The organism is Paracoccus binzhouensis (assembly GCF_016446475.1).
Taxonomy (GTDB): Bacteria; Pseudomonadota; Alphaproteobacteria; order Rhodobacterales; family Rhodobacteraceae; genus Paracoccus; species Paracoccus binzhouensis.
Genome location: NZ_JAEHFP010000006.1, coordinates 41936 through 65234, shown reverse-complemented (window position 1 = coordinate 65234; position 23299 = coordinate 41936). Strand labels below are relative to the sequence as shown.

General features: G+C 67.1%; 26 protein-coding genes and 1 tRNA gene. 18 read left to right on the top strand and 9 right to left on the bottom strand.

From position 1 onward, the window contains the following. Window positions 1-63: 63 nt before the first annotated feature. Genes I9P22_RS03525 through I9P22_RS03510 form a run of 4 tightly spaced genes read right to left on the bottom strand, consistent with a single transcriptional unit; the run spans window position 64 to window position 3849 of the window. Window positions 64-1065 (bottom strand): TRAP transporter substrate-binding protein, encoded by a 1002-nt coding sequence (locus tag I9P22_RS03525; protein WP_199258010.1) that lies wholly within the window; start codon window positions 1063-1065, stop codon window positions 64-66. Further along, window positions 1062-2027 (bottom strand): amidohydrolase family protein, encoded by a 966-nt coding sequence (locus tag I9P22_RS03520; protein WP_199258009.1) that lies wholly within the window; start codon window positions 2025-2027, stop codon window positions 1062-1064. Before I9P22_RS03520 ends, I9P22_RS03525 begins: the two co-directional genes overlap by 4 nt. A gap of 2 nt (window positions 2028-2029) precedes the next feature. Continuing rightward, on the bottom strand, window positions 2030-3313 hold the full coding sequence (locus tag I9P22_RS03515; protein ID WP_199258008.1) for a TRAP transporter large permease subunit: 1284 nt from the start codon (window positions 3311-3313) through the stop codon (window positions 2030-2032). Next, window positions 3310-3849 carry a TRAP transporter small permease gene (locus I9P22_RS03510; protein ID WP_199258007.1) on the bottom strand — a complete coding sequence of 180 codons (540 nt, stop codon included), beginning with the start codon at window positions 3847-3849 and terminating at the stop codon, window positions 3310-3312. The genes I9P22_RS03515 and I9P22_RS03510 overlap by 4 nt, the downstream gene beginning before the upstream one ends. 98 nt (window positions 3850-3947) lie before the next feature. Between I9P22_RS03510 and I9P22_RS03505 the strand changes: the two genes are divergently transcribed. Then, window positions 3948-4877 carry a LysR family transcriptional regulator gene (locus I9P22_RS03505; protein ID WP_199258006.1) on the top strand — a complete coding sequence of 310 codons (930 nt, stop codon included), beginning with the start codon at window positions 3948-3950 and terminating at the stop codon, window positions 4875-4877. Between the two features lie 55 nt (window positions 4878-4932). Here the strand turns inward: I9P22_RS03505 and I9P22_RS03500 are convergent, their stop codons facing one another. After that, window positions 4933-5547: a glutathione S-transferase gene (locus I9P22_RS03500; protein ID WP_199258005.1), complete on the bottom strand. Its 615-nt coding sequence runs from the start codon at window positions 5545-5547 to the stop codon at window positions 4933-4935. Next, entirely contained in the window at window positions 5544-6290 is a 747-nt protein-coding gene (locus I9P22_RS03495) for a GntR family transcriptional regulator (protein ID WP_199258004.1), read from the bottom strand. The genes I9P22_RS03500 and I9P22_RS03495 overlap by 4 nt, the downstream gene beginning before the upstream one ends. Before the next feature lie 125 nt (window positions 6291-6415). On the opposite strand from I9P22_RS03495, the gene I9P22_RS03490 reads away from it, so the two are divergent. From I9P22_RS03490 to I9P22_RS03435, 12 genes are all read left to right on the top strand, one after another. Then, window positions 6416-7174, top strand: a complete 759-nt coding sequence (locus I9P22_RS03490) for an SDR family NAD(P)-dependent oxidoreductase (RefSeq protein ID WP_199258003.1) — start codon at window positions 6416-6418, stop codon at window positions 7172-7174. A 16-nt stretch (window positions 7175-7190) separates the two neighbouring features. After that, window positions 7191-7697 carry a TRAP transporter small permease subunit gene (locus I9P22_RS03485; protein ID WP_199258002.1) on the top strand — a complete coding sequence of 169 codons (507 nt, stop codon included), beginning with the start codon at window positions 7191-7193 and terminating at the stop codon, window positions 7695-7697. Between the two features lie 9 nt (window positions 7698-7706). Beyond that, complete coding sequence (locus tag I9P22_RS03480) at window positions 7707-9014, top strand: TRAP transporter large permease (protein WP_199258001.1); 1308 nt, start codon at window positions 7707-7709, stop codon at window positions 9012-9014. 64 nt (window positions 9015-9078) lie between these two features. After that, window positions 9079-10197, top strand: a complete 1119-nt coding sequence (locus I9P22_RS03475) for a C4-dicarboxylate TRAP transporter substrate-binding protein (protein ID WP_199258000.1) — start codon at window positions 9079-9081, stop codon at window positions 10195-10197. 79 nt (window positions 10198-10276) lie between these two features. After that, window positions 10277-11395 (top strand): C4-dicarboxylate TRAP transporter substrate-binding protein, encoded by a 1119-nt coding sequence (locus I9P22_RS03470; protein WP_199257999.1) that lies wholly within the window; start codon window positions 10277-10279, stop codon window positions 11393-11395. 60 nt (window positions 11396-11455) lie between these two features. Next, complete coding sequence (locus I9P22_RS03465; RefSeq protein WP_199257998.1) at window positions 11456-12193, top strand: SDR family NAD(P)-dependent oxidoreductase; 738 nt, start codon at window positions 11456-11458, stop codon at window positions 12191-12193. 15 nt (window positions 12194-12208) lie between these two features. Next, window positions 12209-12994: an SDR family NAD(P)-dependent oxidoreductase gene (locus tag I9P22_RS03460; RefSeq protein ID WP_199257997.1), complete on the top strand. Its 786-nt coding sequence runs from the start codon at window positions 12209-12211 to the stop codon at window positions 12992-12994. Continuing rightward, window positions 12981-14690 (top strand): FAD-binding protein, encoded by a 1710-nt coding sequence (locus tag I9P22_RS03455; protein WP_199257996.1) that lies wholly within the window; start codon window positions 12981-12983, stop codon window positions 14688-14690. Before I9P22_RS03460 ends, I9P22_RS03455 begins: the two co-directional genes overlap by 14 nt. Continuing rightward, window positions 14687-15049, top strand: coding sequence for a nuclear transport factor 2 family protein (locus tag I9P22_RS03450; protein WP_199257995.1), 363 nt, complete (start codon window positions 14687-14689; stop codon window positions 15047-15049). Before I9P22_RS03455 ends, I9P22_RS03450 begins: the two co-directional genes overlap by 4 nt. A 55-nt stretch (window positions 15050-15104) precedes the next feature. Further along, window positions 15105-15584 carry a MarR family winged helix-turn-helix transcriptional regulator gene (locus I9P22_RS03445; RefSeq protein ID WP_199257994.1) on the top strand — a complete coding sequence of 160 codons (480 nt, stop codon included), beginning with the start codon at window positions 15105-15107 and terminating at the stop codon, window positions 15582-15584. A gap of 350 nt (window positions 15585-15934) precedes the next feature. After that, a complete protein-coding gene (locus I9P22_RS03440) occupies window positions 15935-16516 on the top strand; it encodes a DUF2190 family protein (RefSeq protein WP_199257993.1) in 582 nt (193 codons plus the stop codon). A 1-nt stretch (window position 16517) separates the two neighbouring features. After that, window positions 16518-16679, top strand: a complete 162-nt coding sequence (locus I9P22_RS03435) for a DUF2190 family protein (RefSeq protein WP_199258025.1) — start codon at window positions 16518-16520, stop codon at window positions 16677-16679. Window positions 16680-16879: 200 nt separating this feature from the next. On the opposite strand, the gene I9P22_RS03430 is transcribed toward I9P22_RS03435, so the two are convergent. After that, window positions 16880-16954 (bottom strand) — tRNA-Asn (locus I9P22_RS03430). Between the two features lie 106 nt (window positions 16955-17060). Further along, window positions 17061-17927 (bottom strand): MBL fold metallo-hydrolase, encoded by an 867-nt coding sequence (locus I9P22_RS03425; RefSeq protein ID WP_199257992.1) that lies wholly within the window; start codon window positions 17925-17927, stop codon window positions 17061-17063. A 58-nt stretch (window positions 17928-17985) separates the two neighbouring features. Here I9P22_RS03425 and I9P22_RS03420 point away from each other — a divergent pair, with 58 nt between their 5' ends. The 5 genes from I9P22_RS03420 (at window position 17986) to dps (ending at window position 22149) form a co-directional block, all read left to right on the top strand. Then, on the top strand, window positions 17986-19326 hold the full coding sequence (locus tag I9P22_RS03420; protein ID WP_199257991.1) for an ATP-binding protein: 1341 nt from the start codon (window positions 17986-17988) through the stop codon (window positions 19324-19326). A gap of 72 nt (window positions 19327-19398) precedes the next feature. Next, a complete protein-coding gene (gene fabD / locus I9P22_RS03415; protein WP_199257990.1) occupies window positions 19399-20325 on the top strand; it encodes an ACP S-malonyltransferase in 927 nt (308 codons plus the stop codon). Window positions 20326-20389: 64 nt separating this feature from the next. Beyond that, a complete protein-coding gene (gene fabG, locus I9P22_RS03410) occupies window positions 20390-21127 on the top strand; it encodes a 3-oxoacyl-ACP reductase FabG (protein ID WP_199257989.1) in 738 nt (245 codons plus the stop codon). Between the two features lie 136 nt (window positions 21128-21263). Next, on the top strand, window positions 21264-21497 hold the full coding sequence (locus I9P22_RS03405; RefSeq protein ID WP_010397399.1) for an acyl carrier protein: 234 nt from the start codon (window positions 21264-21266) through the stop codon (window positions 21495-21497). 178 nt (window positions 21498-21675) lie between these two features. Then, on the top strand, window positions 21676-22149 hold the full coding sequence (dps, locus tag I9P22_RS03400; RefSeq protein ID WP_199257988.1) for a DNA starvation/stationary phase protection protein Dps: 474 nt from the start codon (window positions 21676-21678) through the stop codon (window positions 22147-22149). Between the two features lie 55 nt (window positions 22150-22204). Here the strand turns inward: dps and I9P22_RS03395 are convergent, their stop codons facing one another. Beyond that, a complete protein-coding gene (locus tag I9P22_RS03395) occupies window positions 22205-23281 on the bottom strand; it encodes a BMP family ABC transporter substrate-binding protein (protein WP_199257987.1) in 1077 nt (358 codons plus the stop codon). Between the last annotated feature and the right edge of the window lie 18 nt (window positions 23282-23299).

Genomic DNA, 23299 nt, shown 5'->3' with positions numbered 1-23299 from the left:
CCGCGGAACAGGTCATCGGCATTCTGCATGAGCCCGGGGTGAAGTGCGCCGCGGCGGAAGAAGTCAGCGCAGCTTTTCAAGCGCGGAGGTAAAGGCCGCCATCCATTCCGCGCCGATCGAGTCGCGATTGGCATCGACGACCGGTTGCAGCCGTTCGGCCAGGCGCTGCTGTTCCTCGGGCGTGACCTCGTTCACCTCCATGCCATCCTCGGCCAGCTTGGCCAGCAGCCCCTCGGTCTGGGCGCGGGTCAGGTCGCGCTGGAAGTCGCGGGCCTCGGCCGCGGCCTCGCGTATGATCTGCATCTCCTCCTCGTTCAGCTTGTCGAAGGACGGCTTGCCCATCAGCAGGACCACGGCGTTATAGGAGTGTCCGGTCAGGCTCAGGTATTTCTGGACCTCCTGGAACTTGTTGGCGTCGATGGCGGTCAGGCTGTTCTCGTGGCCGTCGATGGCGCGGGTTTCCATCGCGGTATAGACCTCGTTGATGGTCATCGGCACCGCGTTGGCGCCCAGCTGGTTGAACATGTCGATGTAAAGCGCCGAGGGCTGGACGCGGATCTTCAGCCCCTCGAAATCCTCCCACCTGGTGATCGGGCGGGTGCTGTTGGTGGTGTGGCGGAAGCCCTGTTCCATATAGGCCAGGCCGATCAGGCCCTTGGGTTCCAGCTTGGCGAACAGCTGGGTGCCGATCTCGCCGTCAAGGATCGCGTCGGCCTCGGCGGTGCTGCGGAACTGATAGGGCATGTCGATGGCCGAGAATTCGGGCACCATGCCGGCCAGTGTCGTGGTCGTGCCGATCGAGAAATCCTGCGTGCCGCCTTGCAGGGCCGACTGCATCTGCAATTCGTTGCCCAGCGTCGCGCCGGGATAGACCTTGACCTCGATCTTGCCGCCGGACTTCTCGGCCACCAGGTCGGCGAACTTCACCGCCGCCTGGGAAAGCGGATGGCCGTCGGGCAGCGGCGTGCCCAGGCGCAGGACATGTTCGCCGATCTCGGCCCAGGCGGCGCCGGTCATCAGGGCCGTCGTCGCCAGAAGCGCGCAGAGTTTCGTCAGTTTGGTCATCGAATGGCTCCTCCCATTGTCGATTTCTGTGGCATGGCTTGCGGTGCGGGCCGATAGATGCCGATGGCGTTATCGTGGAACAGCGCGCGCCGGGCGCCGTCGGACAGGCCCCGCACCGCCTGATAGAACCCGTTGAAGATCTTGGCGAATCCGCCGACCAGGCTGTCCACGGGAAAGTTGCTGGCGAACATGCAGCGCTGCCAGCCGAAGATCGAGATGGCGTCGCGGATCACCGGCCCGTTGTCGACCAGGCTCCAGGGCCGGCCCTTCAGCCCGATGCCGGAGATCTTCACCACCACGTTCGGATGCCGCGCCAGCCGCGCCATATGCCGCCGCCAGGCTTCCAGCCCCTCGGGGCTGCGGTCGGCGGGCAGGCCGGCGTGGTTCAGCACGATGGTCGTGGCCGGGAAATCGGCGGCCAGGTCGGCGGCGGCGTCAAGCTCCCACCAGGGCACCTGCAGGTCGAACATCAGGCCGTGCCGGCCCAGTTGCGCGAAGCCCTCGCGCCATCGCGGGTCGTCCATCCCGCCCGCCCGCCCGCGCCGCGCCCGGTCGGCCGAGGCCGCCGCCGCCGGCTTGTGGCGCAGGCTGCGGACCAGCGGGAAGCCGGCCTGTTCCGCGATCAGGCCGGCGGCATCGGCGCGGTCAAGCCAGGCCTGGGCGACCACGGCATTGGGAAAGCCATAAGCATCGGCAAGCCGATGGGCATAGCGCGTCTCGCCCACCGGGTCGGCGGGATCCCATTCGGTTTCCACATAGACGCTGCCCACGACATTGATGGGCGCGGCCTCGGCCAGATAGTCGGGGGGCAGATAGCGTTTGCGGATCGGCCGGTAATCGCCATAGCGGAAGGGGATCGGCGGCTCGTCCGACAGCCAGGGGTGATAATTCGCCTGCGGATCCCAGAAATGCTGGTGGGCGTCGAAGACCGGGAAGTCGCGGGGGATGTGCAGATCCTCCATCGTCAGCCCCCCATGAACCAGGTCATCGGCACCAGCACCAGGGGCGGGAACAGCGTCAGCAGCGCCAGAAGCAGCAGATGCGCCAGAAGGAAGGGCCAGACGCCCCTGACCACATCGTCCATCGTGATCCGGCTGACCCCGCAGATCACGTTCAGCACCGTGCCCACCGGCGGCGTGATCAGGCCTATGGCGTTGTTCATGATGAACAGCACCCCGAAATAGACCGGGTCGATCCCCGCCTGCTTGATCAGCGGCATCAGCACCGGCGTCAGGATCAGGATCGTCGGCACCAGGTCGAGGGCGGTGCCGACGATCACCACGATCACCATGATGACCGCCATCAGCAGGATCGGCCGGTCGATCAGCGGCTCCAGGATGGCGATGACGGTCTGCGGCAGGTCGGCGATGGTGATCAGCCAGGCCGCGACCCCGGCGGCGGCGACCAGGAACATCACCACCGCGGTCGTCCGCCCCGCCGCCAGCAGCAGCGGGAACAGCTGCGCGGGCTTCAGCTCGCGATAGACGAACATGCCGACGAACAGCGAATAGACCGCCGCGACCACGCCTGCCTCGGTAGGCGTGAAGATGCCCTCTTTGATGCCGACGATGATCAGCAGCGGGATCATCAGCGCCCAGATGCCCTCCTTGAAGCGCTTGCCGACGACGCGCAGCGGCTGGCGCGGCGCCACCGGCACCGCGTCCTTGCGCGACACCAGCCACCAGGTCCCGACCAGGAACAGCGCCATCATCAAACCCGGTGCGATGCCCGCCATGAACAGCTTCTTCACCGACACCCCGGCGGCCACGCCGAAGATGATGAAGGGGATCGAGGGCGGGATGACCGGCGCGATGATGCCGCCCGCCGCGATCAGACCCGAGGACCGGTTCACGTCATAGCCTGCCTTGCGCATCATCGGGATCAGCATGGCGCCGACGGCGGCGGTATCCGCCACGGCGGAACCCGACATGCTGGCCATGACGATGGCGGCCAGCACCGCGACATAGCCCAGCCCGCCCCGGAAATGCCCGACAAGCGCGGTGGCCAGATCGACGATGCGGCGCGACAGGCCGCCGGCATTCATGAACTCGCCCGCGACCAGGAAGAACGGAATGGCCAGCAGCTGAAAGCTGTCGGCGCCACTGACCAGGTTCTGAGAGATGATCTGGGCGTCGAACATGTCCAGATGCAGCATCAGCGTCACGCCGCAGAGGATCAGAGCAAAGGCAATGGGCAGGCCGAGGGCCATCGAGCCCAGCAGGGAGCCCAGAAAGATCGCGACGGTCATCGTGCGGCCTCCGGCCGGATCTCGGGGGCGATGTCCTCGCTCTCGACGACCTGCACCAGGTCGCTGGCCCCGGCCCGTCCGGTCAGGACGCGCAGCAGATGCGCCCCGATCACTGCGATCAGGCCGATGCTGGACAGGAAGGCCGCCAGGTGGGTCAGGCCGATGGGCAGGCCCGAGACGGGCGCCGCGTTGCCCCAGTTGATCAGCACCTGCTTCCAGCTGCCGACCAGCAACAGGCCCGAACAGAACAGCATCAGCCCGTCGCACAGCAAGGCGCAGGCGACCTGGCCCCTTCGGGGCAGCCGCCGCACCAGGCTGTCGACGCCCAGATGCCCGTGGTCATAGAGCGCCAGCACGGCGCCCATGAAGGTCAGCCACACGAACAGGGTGCGCGACAGTTCCTCGGACATGCTGATGCCGGAATTGAAGCCGTAACGCAGCACGACATTCAGGAACACCAGCACGATCATCGCCGTCAGCGCCGTCACCATGAAGACGCGCAGCACCAGCAGGGCCAGCTTGCCCAGTCTCTCCATCCCCTTGTCCTCCTCCGATAACGCGGCAAGGGAACCCCAAGCGTGTGATAGCTGTCAATTTGCTTTGCGCGATGCTAATATAGCCTATGGTTATCGCTTTGTCCGTTCCCGCCCTGTCCTCGCTGCTTGGCCGGCTGCGGCTGCGCCAGCTGGCCCTGGTCGTCGCCATTGATGAACTGAGCAGCCTGCGCAAGGCCGCCGACCGTATCGGCATCAGCCAGCCGGCCGCGACCAAGATGCTGGCGGAGCTGGAACTGGCCCTGGGCCTGCCTTTGTTCGAACGGGGGCGCCGGGGCATGGCCGCCACCGTCTATGGCGCGGCGCTGATCCGCCATGCCCATCTGATCATCTCGGACGTGGGCGCCATGCGCGAGGAGCTGGCGGGACTGGCCTCGGGCACGGCGGGGCGGCTGGCCGTCGGCATGATCACCGCCGCCGCCGGTCCCCTGTCCATCGCCATCGCCCAGCTGAAGCAGCGGCGCCCGTTTCTGGACGTCACGATAACCGTTGATACCAGCGACGCGCTGATCCCGATGCTGGAACAGGGGCGGCTGGACGTGGTGATTGGCAGGCCCGTATCGGCCGAGCATGGGCGTGACATCGTGTTCACCCCGTTCGGGCCCGAACGCCTGTCCATCGTCTGCGGCACACAGAACCCGCTATGCGCGCGATCCGACCTGTCGCTGTCCGATCTGGCTGATACGGCCTGGATCCTGCAGCCTCGCTCCAGCCCGCTGCGGCAGGTGGTCGAGGCGTCCTTCCGCGAGGCCGGGATGCAAACCCCGGCGAATGTGGTTGAAACGGCCTCGATCCTGACGGCCGCGACCCTGCTTCAGCACGGCGCCATGATCGCGGTGGTGCCGCATTCCGTGGCGCTGCACTATGTTTCCAGCGGGATGATGGCGATCCTGCCCGTCATGCTGACCCACGAGCTTGATCCCTATGGCGCGCTGACCCGCAAGACCCGTGCTGCGATGCCGGCGCTGACGGAACTGATCGCGCTGATCCCGCGCGAACCGAACTGGTAGCGCCGGGGATGATGCCAGGGCTTAAGCCCGCATCCTTGCACGGGATGCGTTTCGTTCAGGCCGTGGGCACCGACGCGGCCAGCGACGGGCGCGCCGAAACCTCGGCGAACCATTCGGCAAGCTTCGGATGGGTTCCGCGCCAGTCCTTGGCGGCAAAGCGGAAGTCCAGATAGCCGAGGGCGCAGGCCGCGGCGATGCTGCCCGCATGGAAGCCGTCCGAAATGTTGTCGAACCAGCGGCCTTCCAGGTCATCGAGGCCGGAATCGACCTTCTCCATCTGCCCGCGCGACCAGTCGTCCCAGCGCTTCTCCTCGGGCCGCAGCACGTTTTCGTAGCGGTGCAGCAATGCCGCCTCGAGAATCGCGTCGCCAAGCGCCTCGAGCGTCAGGACGGTGAAGCGCCGCGCGTCCTGCGGATACAGCGTGTCCCCCACCATGCCCCTGGAATCGATATAGGCGCAGATCACCCGGCTGTCGAAGACCGGGGTGTCGTCCTCGAGCAGCAGACAGGGCACCTTGCCGGTCGAGTTGTGGCGCACGATCTCGGGGTCGCGCTTGACCGGCCAGGCGGCCGAGGGCAGTTTCTCGATCTCGACGCCGCGCTCATGCGCGACGACCATCACCTTGCGCACGAAGGGCGAGGCGGGCGAGAAGAAGAGGCGGATGGTCATCGGGGGTTTCTCCGGTTGCGGTTGCCGTTGCGGCCTTTTGCGGGCTTGTCAAAGCTGGGCATGCGCAGGAAATCCTGCGGGTAGAGCTTCATCTGCTCGTGCAGATGCTCCAGGGCGAAGGTGATGTGCTCGCGCATGAGCGCGGCGGCGCGTTCACCCTGGCCCTTGGACAGGGCATGGGCGATGCGGTGGTGATCGTCATGGGATCTCTCGAGCACGCGGAAGTCGCGCCACATGATCACCCGGTCCGATGCGGCCGGCACGTTGTGCAGGCTTTGCACGAATTCCATGATCCAGGCATTGCCGGAAAGCGTCATCACCGCCGTGTGGAAATTGACGTTCATCCGCCGGTAATCGGCCAGGTTTTCAGGCAGCAACGTACCGGGACTCAGGAGCCTGTCGCCCTCGGCCACCAGATCGGCCAGGTGACGGCGCGCCTCGTCGGTCATGTTGCCGGCGGCCAGGCGGCAGGCCAGCGCCTCCAGTTCGGCGCGCACCTCGAAGGCGCCGGATACCTCGGCGAACGAGAATTCGCGCACATAGAAGCCGCGATTGCTGGCATATGAGACCAGCCCCTTTTGCGCCAGCGCCGTCAGCGCCGCGCGCAGGGGCGTGCGCGAGATGCCCAGCATCTCCGCCAACCGATCCTGATGCAGCTTGTCGCCCGGCAGGAGCTCGCCGCTGAGAATGGCTTCGCGCAGTTTCTGCGTCGCGACTTCGGTGCTGGTATGGGCTTGGCTCAAAGGGTTCCCCCTCGGGTAGGCAAAGATGAAATGTATCCAAAACATCTATCTCACGCAGATTCCTTTTGCAATACACGGCAAAATGTGTTCATTACGTTTGCAACGAGATGGAGGAGTCTCAGGCCATGTCTGGAATCGTGCTTGTCACCGGCGCTGCCGGCGGCATCGGGGAAGCCGTTTGCCATCGCCTTGCCCGGGACGGCTTTGCGGTCCTGGCCGCGGACCTGTCGCAGGCGGCGGCAGGACGGGTCGCGGATGCGCTGCCGGGACGGGGCCATCGCGCCATCGCGCTGGATGTCGCGAATGAAGCCGCGGTGATCTCTGCCTTTGCCGAGGCCGAGGCGCTGGGCCAGCCCGTCGGGCATGTGGTCGCCGCCGCCGGGATTCTGCTCTTCGCTGCCAATGGCGACCGCCCGCCGATCACCGACATCCTGCTGGCGGATTGGGAGCGGACGCAGGCGATCAATTCGACCGGCACCTTCCTGCTGCTGCGGGAATACCTGCGCGGCGCGGGCCGTCGGGCCGTCGCGGGTGGGCGGTTCGTGGGCTTCGCCTCGGTGGCGGCCCAGCTGGGCGGCTATCGTTCCAGCGCGGCCTATATCGCCTCGAAGGGGGCGGTGATGGCGCTGGTCAAGGCCGGCGCGCGCGAGGCCGCGAACCTGGGCATCACGGTGAACGCGGTGGCCCCGGGCCTGATCGATGCGCCGATGCTGCGGCAGTCGCTGCCGCCCGAGCGGGATGCGACGGTCGCGGCCAATATCCCGCTGAACCGTATCGGCACGCCGCAGGATGTGGCGGGGGCGGTGTCGTTCCTGATGGGGCCGGACGCGGCCTACATCACCGGCGCCGTCATCGACGTGAACGGCGGCTATCGCATGCAATGACGCCGGGGAGGGCGTGATGGTCAAGCTGACGGAAAAACTGACCCATCTTCTGGGATGGACAGCAGGGGTGACGGTCCTGCTGATGATGGTTCACGTCATGATCGACGTGATCGGCAAATACGCCTTCAACGCGCCCCTGCCCGGCACGGCCGAGGTGGTGGCGGCCTATTACATGATCGCCTGCGTCTTCCTGCCGCTGGCCTGGGTCGAGGCTGCGGGCGGATCGATCGTCGTCGAGGTCGTGTATGAAAAGGTTCCGCCCCATGCGCAGGCCGTCATGCTCAAGCTCGCCGACATGGTCTCGGTCGTCTACTACGCCATTCTCGGCTGGTTTTCCTGGGGCGTGGCCGTCCATGCCTGGCGCATCGGCGAGACGGTGGACGGCATCTGGCGGATCACCACCTGGCCGGCCAAGTTCCTGCTGCCCTTCGGCTTCCTGCTTGCGGTCGTGGTCATCCTGCTGCGGCTGGTCCTGGGGGACCGGGGCCGTATCCGCACCGCCGCCCATGCCCTGGATATCTGAGGTCACGCCATGGAACGTCTTGAAATAGGCCTGGCCGGCGTTGCAGCCATCCTGCTGCTGATCGGTATCCGCGTGCCCATCGGGGTGGCCATGGGCTCGACCGCATTCTTCGGCATCTGGGCGATGATGGGGCTGAAGCCCGCCATCGGCATCACCAAGGCCATCCCGTTCAACCTGATCGGGGACTGGAACCTGTCGGCGATCCCCATGTTCCTGTTCATGGGCTTCGTCGCGGTCGAGGCCAGGCTGACGCGCGGCCTGTTCGGCGCGGCCCGCATCTTCCTGGCGCGCATCCCCGGCGGCCTTGCCTCCTCGACCGTCTTCGCCTCGGCCCTGTTCGGCGCCGCCAGCGGCTCGAGCGTCGCGACCTCGGCCGCCTTCTCGCGCATCGCCGTGCCCGAGATGCTGGACAGCAAATACAATCCCGGCCTTGCGACGGGTTCCGTCGCGGCCTCGGGCACGCTGGCGGCGCTGATCCCCCCTTCGGTGCTGATGATCGTCTATTGCCTGCTGGTCGATACCTCGATCAACACGCTGTTCATGGCCGGCGTCATCCCCGGCATCCTGACGGCGGTGGCCTTCATGCTGATGATCACCACGCGCTGCATGCTGAACCCCGACCTTGCCCCGCGCTATGTCGACCACACCACCCGCGCCGAAAAGGCCGCGCTGCTGCGCGACGCATGGCCGCTGCCGGTGGTCACCTTCATCGTGATGGGCGGCATCTTCACCGGCGCCTTCACGGCGACGGAATCCGGCGCGGTCGGCGCCTTCCTGGCCTGCATCATCGCCGCGCTGCGCGGCCGGATGAGCCTGGCGATGCTGAAGCGGTCGGTGATCGACACGGCGGCCGGCACCTCGGCGATCTTCATGATCGTGCTGGGCGCGGCGCTTTTCGCCCGCTTCATCGCGCTGGCGACCATCCCGACCTGGGTGATGGGGTTCTTCGACGGCTACAGCGCCATGACCGTGGTGATCCTGGTCTGCATCATCCTGGTGCTGATGGGCACCTTCATGGAGGAAATCTCGATCATGCTGCTGACCATGCCGGTGCTGGCGCCCCTGCTGGCACAGCACGGCATCGACCTGACCTGGTTCGGCATCCTGGTCATCAAGCTGATGACCATCGGCCTCATCAGCCCGCCGGTCGGCATGAATGTCTTCGTCATCAAGACCTCGCTGGGCAACAGGGTCACGCTGAACCAGATCTTCGCCGGCGTGACCTGGTTCATCGTGGTCGATCTGTTCGTCCTGGCAGCATTGATCGCCTTTCCGCAGATCAGCCTCTGGCTGCCGGGCATGATGACCACCCGCTGACCGCCTTTCGCCGTGCCGCGATGGGAGCGCGGCCCGGCATGTCCAACCCTGGGGAGAGAGAATCATGAAAAGACTGCTTCTGGGCATCGGCCTGCTGCCCGTCCTGGCCGCTTCGGCCTCGGCCGAGACCTGGCAGGCGACCAACTGGATGGCGCCCGCGCATATCCTGAACGAGTTTCCCTATCAGCAATTCGCCAAGGACGTGGCCGAGGCGACGGACGGGGCGATGGAGTTCGAGATCTATTCCTCGGGCGCGCTGGTGCCCGCGCCGACCACGATGCAGGGCATCGCCGACGGCGTGGCGCAGCTGGGCATCGTCTATCCGCCCTATACGCCCTCGGAACTGCCGTTGAACAATACGGTGAACGACCTGGCCTTCGCCGCCAGGGACGACCTGGCCGCGGCCTTCGCCTGGACCGAGCTGGGCCTGACCAACGAGAAGATCCGCGCCGAGTGGGAAAGCAATGGCGGGATTTTTCTGGGCGGCTATTCGACGCCCTTCTACAACTTCATCTGCATGAGCGAGATCGTCTCGCCCGGGGATGTGGCGGGCAAGAAGGTCCGGGTGGCGGGCACGGCGCAGACGGAATGGATCCAGTCCCTGGGCGGGGTGCCGGTTTCAGTCCCCATCGCCGATGTCTATTCCGGGCTCGAGCGCGGCTCGATCGACTGCACGCTTTCGGACGCCACCAACCTCGACAAGGGCAACAAGTTCTGGGAGGTCGCCAGGACCGTGAACACCCTGCCGCAGGGCGTGGTCCTGGGCGCGACCTATGTCTTCAACAAGGACTTCTGGGCCGGGCTGGAACCGGCGCAGCGGCGCATCCTGCTGGACAATGTCGCGCTTGGCCTGGCCCGCTCGCAGGTTGCCTATCATGTCGGCGTCGAGGCGGCGCTGGCCGGATCGGCAGAGCGCGGGCTGAAGATCACCGAGCCCACGCAGGAATTGCGAGACAGGCTTGCCGCCTTCCAGGCGCAGGTGGTCAAGGACCTGCCGGCCAAGGCCGTCGCGGAACGGGGGATCGAGGATCCGACCGATGTGCTGGCCGAGTTCGTCGCGCTTGAGGAGAAGTGGCGCAAGCTTGTCGCCGAGGTGGACCGGACCGATGCCGATGCGGTCGCCGCGATCCTCAAGGCGAACCTGTACGACGGGATCGACGAAAACACCTTTGGCGTCGAGTGAGACTGCGACCCCGGCCCGTCAGCGGCGGACCGGGGCCTTCGGACGGGAATGGCACAACAGCCGCCAAGGGAGAAACAGAATGAAACGACTGCTTGCAACCGCGGCCGCGATGCCGCTTCTCGGGGCGGCCGCCCTGGCCGACAGTTATCAGGCCACGAACTGGATGGCGCCTTCGCATATCCTGAACGCCGTGGCCTATGAGCCTTTCGTCAAGGAGATCGCGGCCGCCACGGACAACCGCGTCGAATTCGAGGTCTATTCCTCGGGCTCGCTGGTCCCGGCACCCACCACGCTGCAAGCCATCGGCGACGGCGTGGCGCAGCTGGGCATCGTCGCTGCCTCTTACACGCCCTCCGAGTTGCCGCTGTCGGGGCTGATCAACGACCTGGCCTTCCTGGCGGTGGACGATTATGCCGCAGCCTTCGCCCTGACCGAGATCGGCATGCTCAATCCCGAGATGATCGCCGAATACGGCAGGCATGACGCCGTCTTCCTGGGCGGCTATTCCACGCCGATCTACAACTTCTTCTGCATGAAGGAGATTTCGGACCCGGCCTCGGTCCAGGGGCTGAAGATCCGCACCGCCGGCACGGCGCAAAACGAATGGATCGCCTTCCTGGGCGCCACGCCGGTCGCGGTGCCGATGACCGATGTCTATACCGGGCTCGAGCGCGGGTCGCTGGACTGCACGCTGTCCGACCCCACCAACCTGGAATTCGGCTACAAGTTCCAGGAGATCGTCAAGCATGTGAACCGCCTGCCGCAGGGGGCCTCGCTCGGGGCGAGCTATGTGCTGAACCGGGACTTCTGGTCCGGCCTTTCGCCCCAGGATCGCCGGGCCATCCTGGACCTGGCGGGGCTGGCGCTGGCCCGGTCCCAGGTGGCCTATCGGCAAGGGGTGGATTCGGCGCTGAAGGGGGCGGCCGAACGCGGGGTCGTCATCTCGGACCCCGCGCCCGGAATGGAGGCGAAGCTGAAGGAGTTCCAGGACGGGATGCTGGCAGGGCTGGCCAAGCGCACCATGGAGCAGCGCGGCATCGACGATCCCACGCCGATCATCGAGGAATACCTGGCGCTGACCCGCAAGTGGACGAAGCTCCTGGAAGGGGTTGATCGCAACGATGCCGAGGCCATCGCGTGGCTGGTGAACGAGCAGATCTATTCCAGGGTGGACGAGGCCACCTTCGGCGTGAACTGACGCCCCGCCGCCTGTTTCCGCGCAAGCTTTCCGTCAACTGCCAGACCGACTGGTGATCCCATGACTTCTCAATCGCTTCCCACCGCAATCGTGACGGGCGCAGGCTCGGGCATAGGCCGGGCCATCGCGCATCGCCTGGCCGACGAGGGCCACGCCGTCATCGTGGCCGACCGCGCCGCCGACGGCGCGCATGAAACCGTGCGCCAGCTTGTCGCCAAGGGCCGTAGCGCCCGCGCCGCCGTGCTGGACATCACCGACCCGGCGGCGACCCAGGCGCTGATCGACGGCGCCAACAACCTGCGCGTGCTGGTCAACAATGCCGGCATCTTCAACACCTGTGCGTTCGACGCGCTGACCGCCGATGACTTTCGCCGGATGTACGAGGTCAATCTGGTCGCCATGTTCACCCTCTGCCAGCAGGCGGCGCGCGTGCTGCCCGAAGGCGGGCGGATCGTGAACCTCGCGTCGCGCGCGGCCTTCGGGGCGCGGAACTATGCGCATTACGTCGCCTCAAAGGCGGCGGTTGCCGGCTTTACCAAGGCATTGGCGCTGGAACTTGCCGGGCGGCAGATCACCGTGAACGCGGTGGCGCCGGGCGTGATCGCCACCGACATGCTGCTGGAACGGTCCGAGGGGTTGGAGGGGCTGCGCATCCAGCAGCCCACGGGCAGGCTGGGCGCGCCCGAACATATCGCCCATGCGGTCGCCTTCTTCGTCGATCCGCGGGCGGAATATGTCACCGGGCAGGTGCTGATCGTGGATGGCGGCCGCTCGGTCGGCGGCACGGCAGCGTTCTGAGACGGGGAGGAGGACATGCTGGAACCAACCAACCTGGCCGGGCGCACGGCCATCGTCACTGGCGCGGGGCAGGGGATCGGCCTTGCGATCGCCGAGGCGCTGCTCGCGGCCGGCGCCCATGTCCTGGTCGTGGATCGCGAACCGGCGGGCATCGAGACGCTGGCAGCCCGCCCGCAGGTGACGGCCGTCCGGGGCGACGTCACCGACCCGGCCCTGCCGGAGCGGATCGGCGCGGTGCTGGACGGCGCCGGGCTGCGGCTGGATATCCTGGTCAACAATGCCGGCATCGCGCGCGGCGCCCATGCGCTGCATACCGCGGACGAGGACTTCACCCGCTATTTCGACATCAACGTGCTTGGCCTTTTCCGCCTGTCCCGCTGGGCGGTGCAGCGGATGATGGGCACGGGGGGCGGCGCCATCGTCAACACCGCCTCGATCTTCGGGCTGATCGGCGCCCAGAACTCCTGCGGCTATTCCGCGTCGAAGGCGGCGGTGATCGGGCTGACACGGCAGATGGCCACCGATTTCGGCCCGAACGGCATCCGGGTGAATGCCGTCGCGCCCGGCCTGATCGAGACGCCGCTGACCGCCGACCGCATCCGCAGCGAGCCATGGCGGCGGCACCAGATGATCGACGGCTGCCCGCTGCGCCGCGTCGGCACGCCCGAGGACGTGGCCCGCGCCGTCCGCTTCCTCGCCTCGGACGAGGCGTCGTTCATCACCGGCCAGGTGCTGACTGTGGACGGCGGCTGGGCCATCGGCCGGTTTCCGCGCCAGGAGGCCATTCATGCCGAATCCTGATCTGCCGGACCTGCCCGAGGCTTGCGACCTTCTGGTCGTGGGCTCGGGCGCCGCGGGCATGGCGGCGGCGATCTCGGCCCACCACCATGGGCTTCATCCGGTCATCATCGAGAAATCCGCGTTCTTCGGCGGCTCCACCGCCATTTCTGGCGGCGCGATCTGGGTGCCGTGCAATCCGATCGCCGCGGCGGCCGACATGGCCGACAGCCGCGAGGCGGCGCGCAGCTATATCCAGGCCGAGGCGGGCAATCGTTTCAATGCCGAACTGGTGGACGCCTTCCTCGACAAGGGCCCCGAGGCTATCGGCTTTTTCCACGACAGGACGGCGCTGAAGATGGCGCATCGCGTGCTGTCGCCCGACTATCATTCGGATGCGCCGGGCGCGACCGAAGGCGGTCGGGCGCTGGACGCGCTCGATTATGACGGCCGCCGGCTGGGGGAGAACCTTTATCGCATGCGCCCGCCCATCGCCGATTTCACCATTCTGGGCGGGATGCCGCTGGGCCGGCCGGACATCTTCCATTTCCTGCGCATGACCCGCTCGGCGAAATCGGCGGCCCATGCGGCCAGGACGGTGCTGCGCTATTTCCGCGACCGGCTGATCTGGGGGCGGAACACCCGGCTGGTGATGGGCGCGGCGGTCTCGGGGCGCCTGGCCGAGACGGTGTTCAAGCTGAGCATCCCGCTTTGCACCGGGCACGAGCTGATCCGGCTGCTCAGGGACGAAACCGGGCGGGTAAGCGGAGCCGAGGTCAAGGGACCCAAGGGCGTATGCCGGGTCGCGACGCGCCGCGGCGTCGTTCTGGCGGCCGGCGGTTATCCGCATGATGCCGCGCGCCGGGCGCAAAGCTTCGACCATGTCAGGCGCGGTCTGCCGCATTATTCGATGTCGCCGGTCTCGGGCACCGGCGGCGGGATCGCCGCGGCCGAGGCCATCGGCGCGGGTTTCGTCGACACCAACCCCAATGCCGGTTTCTGGACGCCGGTTTCGCTGTTGCGCAATGCCGACGGATCAGTGCGGCCCTTCCCGCATCTTTTCCTGGACCGTGCCAAGCCCGGCGTGATCGCCGTCGGCCATGACGGCCGGCGCTTCGTGAACGAGGCCTCCAGCTATCACGATTTCGTGCAGGGGTTGATCGCCAAGCTGCTGGCCGAGGGGCAAAGATCCGCCTGGCTGGTCGCCGATCACCGGGCGGTGCGGCGCTATGGGCTGGGTGCCGCACATGCCTTTCCGGCGCGGATCGGCCGGCATGTCGCCAGCGGCTATCTGAAGCGCGATGCGACGCCGGAGGGGCTGGCTCGGCAATGCGGCATCGCCGCCGCGACCTTCCGGCAAACGATTGCCGTGTTCAACGAGGCGGCGGCCCGTGGCGAGGATCCGGCCTTCGGCAAGGGATCGACCAGCTATCAGCGCTACCTGGGTGATGCCGAGAACTGGCCGAACCCCTGCCTGCGCCCGCTGGAGGCACCGTTCTACGCCGTCGAGATCTATCCGGGCGACATCGGCACCTCGATGGGGCTGGACATCACGGCGAAAGGCGAGGTCAAGGACAAGCAGGGCAGGGCGATACCCGGCCTCTATGCCTGCGGCAACGACATCAATTCGATCATGTCCGGCGCCTATCCCGGGCCGGGCATCACCCTGGGTCCGGCGCTGACCTTCGGATATATCGTCGGACAAGCGGCCGCCGCATGACGTTCGCGCGGATGATCGATCCGGAAGCCGAGCGCGAGATCCGCTTTCTGCTCGGCCGTCATGTGCATCTGCTGGATGCGGGCGAGGCGGTGGCGTGGGCGGGGCTTTTCACCCCGGACGGCCGCTGGATTCGCCGCAACGTCGCGCCCGCGGCGCTTGGCGGCTCGGGCATTGCCGCCGGCGAAAGGCGGGGTCGGGTGGAACTGGCGGAACTGGCCGCATCCCCGGTGCGGAACCTGCGCGGGCCGTGCCCGCACCAGATGACCGACATCCTGGATGATCCGCGCCGGCATGGCGGTGTTGCAACAGATGTGCCCCCCATGGGCTCTGGCCGGCCGGTTTCGATCTCGGAAGATTGAAACGCGCGGAAAATCGACCAACACTTTCAATTGAAACAGGTTTGCGGGCTATGTGATGCGTATCGAGAGTTTCTTTCCCTATCGGTTGGCGGTGGTGGCCGAAGCCTTCTCGCGCCAGCTTGTGGCGGTCTATGGCCGGCAGCATGGCCTTACGCGCGAGGAATGGCGGCTGCTGTTTCTGCTGGAGGATGCCGGCTCGCTGGATTCGCTGCGGCTGTCGCAGCGCACTTCTCTGGACAAGGTGCAGGTCAGCCGCGCCGCCTCGCGGCTCGAGGGCAAGGGGCTGATCACCCGCACCATTCTCGGCTCGGACCGGCGGCTGCGCAACTATGCCATCACCGAGGCGGGTCGCGACCTGTTCCGCTGCGCCTTCGGCGCGGTCGAGGCACGCGCGAACGAGATATTGCAGGCGATGCCGGCATGTGATCGCGCCGCATTGGAGCGAGGGATCGCCGCGTTGGACCAGGCCATTGCCGCCTCCACCACCCCCCGTCCCGCAGCCGGGGAAGACGCGTCGTTTCTGCGTCCCGCCTAGTTGCTCAGTCCCGGCATCTGACGGATCGGATCGAGGTTGGATCTGTCTGGCTCTGTAGTCCAGATCTTGCAGGCGCATTCGTCGGGCGTGAGACTGCTGCGTGTCTTCATCCTGCATGCGAGCGATGATCGAGCCAGTGGTCGCCACCGGTTCGAGAATCGTGGGCGAGGTGTCGGCGCCGCTGCCCGTGGTCATCGTCATGGAAGCGCCTGCCATTCGGTGGGCCGATCCAGTGGATCGGCCGTGTTCGCCTCATCCTCCTTGATGGCGCGGTTCATCCGTTCGACCTGACCATTCCGGGGGTGTCGGGCTTTGTGAGCCGGTGCTCGATCCCGTTGGCATCACAGGTCATGTCGAAGCGCATCGGCCGGGAATGGATGGTGTGGCGGTTCCGAGGTTGCTCGGAGAACTGGATGTTATCGGTCAGTATGTCTGCACCGCGATCGTTCGGACATGGACCAGAACCGCACCCCGTGTTTCATGCCAGCCGCGGCAATACCGCTGCGACGGGGCCGGGCATCGCGGGTTCGCTGGATGCCGCGCGCAAGCATCTGTGCACGGTGACGGGTCTGGACGGCCGGACCATCGTCTCTGCCATGCCGATGTATCCGGTTGCCGGGCCGGAGCTCGAAACCATCGCCAAAAAGCTGCTGGCGGCGATCTACGCGACGACCGTGGACGATGTGAACGCCTGGGCGGGCAGGCAGCCGCTGGTGGCTGCCCTGCGCCGGGGCGGTCGCATCACCCGATTTGCACGAAAGGGCAGTGAAAGTATGAGAAACTTCAGCAGCTATGGCGACGTCATCCCGGTGCCTTCGCCGTCTGCCGTTCAGTCCGGCGAGGTTGTGGTGATCGGTACGCTTGTCGGCGTGGCGGCCGGTGATGCCGCCATCGGCGAAAACCTGAACCTGCGGGTGACGGGCGTTTTTTGAGCTGCCCAAGGAGGCCGCGCTGGCCGTCAGTCTGGGCGCAGCGGTGTTCTGGGACGCCACGGCGGGTGTCGTGGCCACCACCATCACCGACAACAGGCCGCTGGGCATCGCCGTCGCTGCGGCGCTGGCCTCGGCCGCGACGGTGCGCGTCAGGATCGGGTGAACCGTGGCCCGCTGATGGGCAAGTAACTTGCCACATGAGCAGCGCCCCGGTCGCAAGGTCGGGGCGTTTTCGTTGGTGCCGGCCGGATCACGGAATGGGGAACGACAAGGCATCCCCTGTTCCCCTGGTGTTTCCCAGACTGCATGAACGAGGAAAGCCCGTGAGGGCTTGCTCACAAATCTCTGGTTTTCAGGGATTTTTGGCTCCGGCGGTAGGGATCGAACCTACGACCAATTGATTAACAGTCAACTGCTCTACCGCTGAGCTACGCCGGAACACGGGGCGCTGTATAGCCGCGCTGTTTCGGGTCGTCCAGAGGGGTTCGCGGATTTTTTTCGCCCCCCGGGGCAGAATCCGCGCGGCGCTTCCGTGACCCGGCGCTCAATGCGCGGAAAACACCGAATCCGTCGCGATCTGGCCGGGGGTCGAGACCGCGCCAAGCTCGGACAGCGCGATCAGATGCGCCAGCACGTTGCGGGTGGCGGCGGGAATCAGCGCAGGCGCGACCTCGTAGATTCGCCGCGCGAGGCTTTCGGCCGTGGCAGGGCCCTCCCGCAGGGCCGACAGGATCTGCGCCGTGCGCGCGCGGCGATGCGCGGCAAGCTCGGCCAGCCGCGCCGCGGGATCGCCCACCGCCTCGCCATGCGCCGGCAGCAGAAGCCGCGCCCCCGCCGAATCGAGCCGCGCCAGCGAGCGGAAGTAATCCGCCAGATCTCCGTCCGGGGGCGAGATCAGCGTCGAGGACCAGCCCATCACCACGTCGCCGCAAAAGATCGTCGCCTCGTGGCGAAAGCTCAGATGGCCGGCGAAATGGCCGGGCGTGTGCAGCGCGGTCAGCCGCCATTCGTCGCTTTCGACCGCGGCGCCGTCCGCCAGGGCGATATCGGGCAGGAAGTCGCGGTCCAGCCCCTCGCCGCCGGCGATGCCGCCCTCCTGCGCCAGGCGCTCCATCACCGCCGAGCGGCCGGCCTCCGCCGCGCCGAAGCCCAGGATCGGCGCGCCGGTCGCCCGGGCCAGGGCGCGGGCGCCGCCGGAATGATCCAGATGCGCATGGGTCACGAAGATATGGCTGATCCGCCCGGGCCCGGCCGCGGTCAGGATCGCCTGGCGATGGGCGGGCAGGTCGGGGCCGGGATCGATCACCGCGACCTGGTCGCGTCCCAGCAGGAAGGTGTTGGTGCCCGGCCCGGTCAGGGGCGAGGGATTGTCGGCGGTGATGATCCGCAGGGCTTTCTCGGCGCTTGTCATGCCGCTAACCTAGACGCGGGCCGGCCGGTTTTCCAAGGCCGCAATGAGGCGAAGGGCGATGAATTTCGACTGGCTGAAACGGGTCATGCCGCGCGGCCTCTACGGGCGGGCGGCGCTGATCCTGTTCCTGCCGGTGGTGGTGGTGACCGTGGTCGTCACCGTCATGTTCCTGCAGCGGCATTTCGAGGACGTGACCCGGCAGATGACCTCGGGCATGGCCAGCGAGATCGGGCTGGTCGCCAGCCGCATCGACGCCGCCCCGGATGTCGCCGCGGCGCGGGCGGCGGCGGCGCAGGTGACCGCGCCCCTGGGCCTGCAGCTGATCCTGCCGGCCGAATCCGGGGGGCAGGATCGGCGGGTCTTCTACGACCTTTCGGGGCGCATCGTCATCGCCGAGTTGCACGAGAAGGTCGCCGATGTGCGCGCCGTCGATCTGGGTCAGCGCCGCGAGGTGCGGGTGACGCTGCAGGGCCGCTGGGGCCCCTATCAGCTGGTGTTTCCGCGGGTGCGGGTCAGCGCCTCGAACCCGCATCAGCTGCTGGTGCTGATGATCGGCACCTCGCTGCTGATGACCGCCATCGCGACCATCTTCCTGCGCAACCAGCTGCGGCCGATCAAGCGCCTGGCCCGCGCCGCCGAGGAATACGGCAAGGGCCGGATCATCCCCTATCGCCCCGGCGGCGCCAGCGAGATCCGCAGCGCCGGCACCGCCTTCCTGGAGATGCGCGCCCGGATCGAGCGCCAGAACGAGCAGCGCAAGCAGATGCTGTCCGGCGTGAGCCACGATCTGAGGACGCCCTTGACCCGGCTGCGGCTGGGCCTGTCGATGCTGAGCCCCGACTATCCGCCCGAGCCGGATGAGATCGCGGCGCTGGAAAGCGACGTGGCGGCGATGGGCACCATGGTCGACGCCTTCCTGGACCATGCCCGCGACGCGGCCCAGGACGCGCCGCCCGAGCCGGTGCCGGCGCTGGACTTCCTGCGCGGCATCGTTGCCGATGCGCAACGCGGCGGCCAGCGGGTGGTGCTGCACGAGTTGACGGGGGACGAGGCCGGCCGCGCCACCTTCAGCCGCGACAGCCTGCGCCGCGCCGTCGAGAACCTGATCGGCAATGCCGTGCGCTATGGCGAGCGGGCCGAGGTCGATGCGGCGCTGGGGCCGAGCTATTTCCGCATCTCGGTCGAGGATGACGGACCCGGTATCCCGCCCGAGAAGCGCGAGGAGGCGCTGAAACCCTTCACCCGGCTGGATCCGGCCAGGAACCAGAACCGCGGCCAGGGCGTGGGGCTGGGCCTGTCCATCGCCGCCGACATCGCCCGCGCCCATGGCGGTCAGCTGCGGCTGGGCGAGGGCGAGCGGTTGGGCGGCTTGCGGGCCGAGATCGTCATTCCGCGCTGAGCGGCGCGGTTGCGGGACGTTCCGTCGCGGGCTAAGGCTGTCACAAGGACATGAGACAGAAGGGATTCCGCGATGCGGGCATTCGTATTTCCGGGGCAGGGCGCCCAGGTCGTCGGCATGGGGCGCGAGCTGGCCGAGGCCTATCCGGCGGCGCGGGCGGTCTTCGCCGAGGTGGACGAGGCATTGGGCGAAAGCCTGTCCGAGCTGATCTGGAACGGCGACATCGAGACCCTGACCCTGACCCAGAACGCCCAGCCGGCGCTGATGGCGACCTCGCTCGCGGCGTTCCGGGCGCTGGAAGCCGAGGGCTTCGGCATTGCGGATGCGGATTTCGTCGCCGGCCACAGCCTGGGCGAATATTCGGCGCTTTGCGCGGCGGGCGCGCTGAGCCTCGCCGATACCGCGCGTCTGTTGCGCCTGCGCGGCCAGGCCATGCAGGAGGCGGTGCCGGTCGGGCAGGGCGCCATGGCGGCGATCCTGGGCCTCGATTTCGCCGCCGTCGACCAGATCGCGCGCGACGCGGCCGAGGGCGAGGTCTGCCAGGCCGCCAATGACAACGATCCGGCGCAGGTGGTGATCTCGGGCCACAAGCCGGCGGTGGAGCGCGCGGCGGCGCTGGCCAAGGAGCGCGGCGCCAAGCGGGCGCTGATGCTGCCGGTCTCGGCCCCGTTCCATTCGGCGCTGATGCAGCCGGCGGCGGCGGTGATGGCCGAGGCGCTAGCGGCGGTCGAGATCGCGGCGCCGGCCGTGCCGCTGGTCGCCAATGTCCGCGCCGAGCCGGTGAGCGAGCCCGGCGCCATTCGCCGGCTGCTGGTCGAACAGGTGACTGGCGCGGTGCGCTGGCGCGAGTCGGTCGAGTTCCTGGTCGGGGCCGGCGTGACGGAGTTCTGGGAGATCGGCGCCGGCAAGGCGCTGTCGGGGATGATCAAGCGCATCGCCAGGGAGGCGGTGGTGAAGAATATCGGCGTGCCGGGCGATATCGCGGCGCTGAAGGCATAAGGGGGCTCCGCCCCCATCCCTGCGGGATTCCCCTGGGGGTATTTGGAGAACGGAGAAGAGCTTGATGTTTGATCTGACGGGCAGGAATGCGCTGGTGACCGGGGCTTCGGGCGGGATCGGCGGCGCGGTGGCCGAGGCGCTGCATGCCGCCGGCGCCACGGTGGCGCTGTCGGGCACGCGCGAGGCGCCGCTGCGCGAGCTGGCCGAGAAGCTGGGCTCGCGGGCGCATGTCGTGACCGCGAACCTGTCGGATGCCGCCGCCGTCGAGGCACTGCCCAAGGCGGCGGCCGAGGCCATGGGCTCGGTCGACGTGCTGGTCAACAATGCCGGCATCACCCGCGACAATCTGTTCATGCGCATGTCGGACGAGGAATGGGCGCAGGTGATCGAGGTGAACCTGACCTCGAGCTTCCGGCTGTGCCGGGCGGTCCTGCGCGGCATGATGAAGGCGCGCTGGGGCCGGATCGTGAACATCGGCTCGGTCGTCGGCGCGACGGGTAATCCGGGCCAGGGCAATTATGCTGCCGCCAAGGCGGGCCTGGTCGGCATGTCGAAGAGCCTGGCCTATGAGGTCGCCTCGCGCGGGATCACCGTGAACTGCGTGGCGCCCGGCTTCATCGAGACCGCGATGACCGACAAGCTGAATGACGAGCAGAAGGGCCGGATCCTGACCCAGATCCCCGCCGGGCGCATGGGTTCGGCGCAGGAAATCGCCGCCGCGGTGCTGTATCTGGCCAGCCCCGAGGCGGGCTATGTCACCGGCGCCACGCTGCATGTCAACGGCGGCATGGCGATGATCTGAGGATGGTTTATGCGGGTTGCAAGATCACGTCTCCGTGCTATATCCCGCAAGCAAGGCTGCAGGGGAACCGCCCTGGGCTGTGACCGGCAATCGCTGGAACATCTGGGCGGATTGCCCGCGAAAACGAGGAAGAGACATGAGCGATATTGCTGATCGCGTGAAGAAAATCGTCGTCGAGCACCTGGGTGTCGATGAGGACAAGGTGACGGAAACCGCCTCGTTCATCGACGATCTCGGCGCCGATTCGCTGGATACCGTGGAACTGGTCATGGCGTTCGAGGAAGAGTTCGGCATCGAGATCCCCGATGACGCCGCCGAGACGATCCAGACCTTCGGCGATGCGGTGAAGTTCATCCAGGGCGCGGTCTGATCCTGCTCTGAGCGAATTCTCAAGGGCGGTGCTTCGCAGGAAGCGCCGCCCTTTTTCATGGCCTGTTCCCGGCCGTCGGGGGCCGGTTTCACAGGCTGCGGCAGTTTGACCCGGCGTCGCGGGGAACCGCCGCCTTCCGGCCTTCGTTTCAAGGGCGAACCTGACGAAGGAGAATTTCATGGCTGTGAATGTCAAAGGGCTTAGCGACAATGCCCGCAAGACCGCGATCGCCGAGCTGAATGCCCGTCTGGCCGATGCGCTGGCGCTGTCGGCGGCGATCAAGCAGGCGCATTGGAACGTCAAGGGCCGCAACTTCATCGCGGTGCACGAGTTGTTCGACGCGGTCAAGGCGCGGCTGGATGAGCATGTGGACATGATGGCCGAGCGCGTGCAGGTGCTGGACGGCGTGGCCGTCGGCACGGTCGAGAAGGTGGCCAAGGCCAGCACGCTGAAGGAATATCCGACCGACCTGACAAAGGCCGAAGACCATATCAAGGCGGTCTGCGAGCGGATGCGCGACTATGGCGAGAAGGTGCGCGCCGCCATCGACGCCACCGACGAGGCCGGCGATGCCGATACCGCCGACCTGTTCACCGCCGCCTCGCGCACCGCCGACAAGGACCTGTGGTTCCTGGAAAGCCATCTGGAGTGACGGCCCTGCCGGTGTAGCGGAAAACCGGGGCGCAAGCCCCGGTTTTGTCGTCTGGTCACTTCGGCATCGGGGCGGTGATGCCCTCGACATAGAAGTTCATGCCGCGCAGGTCTTCGTCGCTGGCCTTTTCCCCTTCGGCCAGCCAGGACGTGCCGTCCTGCTTGTTCAGCGGCCCGGTGAAGGGGTGGTATTCGCCCGAGGCGATGCGTGCCTTCAGCGCCAGCGCCTCTTCCTTGACCTCGGGGGGCACGGCCTCGGTGATCTCGCCGATCTCGACCTCGCCGTCGCCGATGCCCAGCCAGACCGAATGCGATGTCCAGGTCCCGTCCAGGACCTCGCCGACGCGCTTGACGTAGTAGGGCGCCCAGTTGTCGATGATCGACGAGACCCGCGGTGTGGGCTTGAAGGCCGCCATGTCGCTGGCCTGGCCGAAGCCGATGGCGCCCGCCTCCTGCGCCTTGGCCAGCGGCGCGGTCGAGTCGGTGTGCTGCAGGATCACGTCCACGCCCTCGGCGATCAGCGCGGCGGCGGCGTCGGCCTCCTTGGCGGGGTCGAACCAGCTATAGGCCCAGACCACCTTCATCTCGACATCCGGGTTCACCTTCTTGGCGTGCAGGTAGGAGCTGTTGATGCCCTGCACCACCTCGGGGATCGGGAAGGAGCCGATATAGCCGATCTTGTTCGACTTGGTCATGCGCCCGGCGATGGTGCCCATGACGGCGCGGCCTTCGTAGAAGCGGGCGTCGTAGGTGGCGACGTTCTCGGCGGTCTTGTAGCCGGTGGCGTGCTCGAACTTCACGTCGGGGAATTTCTTGGCGACGTTGATCGTGGCGTCCATGAAGCCGAAGCTGGTGGTGAAGATCAGCTTGTGGCCGGACAGGGCCAGCTGGGTGATGGCGCGTTCGGCATCGGCGCCCTCGGGGACGCTTTCGATGAAGGTGGTCTCGACGCGGTCGCCATATTCCTTTTCGACCGCCTGGCGGGCCAGGTCGTGCTGATAGGTCCAGCCGCCGTCGCCCACCGGCCCGACATAGATGAAGCCCACCTTGAGCTTGTCACCCTGGGCAAAGGCGGGCAGGGCCGAGGCGGCCACAAGGGCGGCGGCGCTGCCGAGAAGGGTTCTGCGGTTCATCATGGTCTCCTGTTGGTT